General features: G+C 36.5%; 2 protein-coding genes. Both read right to left on the reverse strand.

Annotated features, from left to right (window positions below; all coding sequences use genetic code 11):
* Positions 1 to 120: 120 nt before the first annotated feature.
* On the reverse strand, positions 121 to 615 hold the full coding sequence (locus tag JCM21738_RS21935) for a DUF6161 domain-containing protein (RefSeq protein ID WP_369385789.1): 495 nt from the start codon (positions 613 to 615) through the stop codon (positions 121 to 123).
* Positions 525 to 857, reverse strand: a 333-nt coding sequence (locus tag JCM21738_RS24650) for a hypothetical protein (protein ID WP_159101445.1), incomplete at its 5' end; no start/stop codon positions are given. The genes JCM21738_RS24650 and JCM21738_RS21935, both read right to left, overlap by 91 nt.

The raw sequence follows: 857 nt of genomic DNA on the forward strand, positions 1-857 counted from the left end.
TCCCGTAAGAATGAAATTATGTAATTCATGGGGATGGCAGTACATTCCGAGACCACTGAAATTCTTTTCATCTAATTGGAAATTAATTAAAGTAGTCTCGGAATGTCCAACTGTCTCATATTATTTGCCGTTTGCCTTTAGTAACTGTCCGATTAATCCACTATCAGGAATAGTAGGGGAGCTATCTCCTTTTAAAAGGCCAGTATCCGCTCTGCTAAAGAGAGCCTGCAAGACAATACTTCGTTCCTCTGTAGTGATAGCATTCTCATTAATCAGAGCTAAGTATAAATGTGTCAGCTGCATTCGTTCATTTGCATCTCTAGATAAATGGAAAGCACTTGTAGCTAGTTTGATAAAGAAATTTATTATGAAAACACCGATGGATATAAAAACAGTTAGTAAAATTCCGTATTTAATCGTATCAAATGTAAAGGTGCTGCTAGTAGCAGAAGTAGTAGCTTGCAAGTCAATAATCAGGTTATTAATTACAACAAGAAATACAACAGTTGCAACTAACGATGCCACTATCCAAAGAGCCCCTGTTTTCCAATAGCCTTTTCTTGTTTGGCTCCAATATTCTGCTGGTGCGACAATCTTAATTTTTCCGTATACAATTCTTCTAGTTCATTTATCCTTTGTTTGCTTTCACTTATTAATCTTTTGCTATCTTGTTCGAAATTTTCTTTAATGGAAACAATAGCATTACGCTCATTTTCTGAAGTCTTTCGCACCTCATCTGCTTCTTCTGACAGTTCAATGACACTTTGATTCACATGATTACTTAAAGAGGCAATGGATGCTTCTCTCGCTTCTCTCTCGCTATCCGATAAGGTATTAATAACATCCGGATTGTGTCC

This window comes from Mesobacillus boroniphilus JCM 21738 (assembly GCF_000517385.1).
In the GTDB taxonomy this organism is placed as follows: domain Bacteria; phylum Bacillota; class Bacilli; order Bacillales; family Cytobacillaceae; genus Mesobacillus; species Mesobacillus boroniphilus.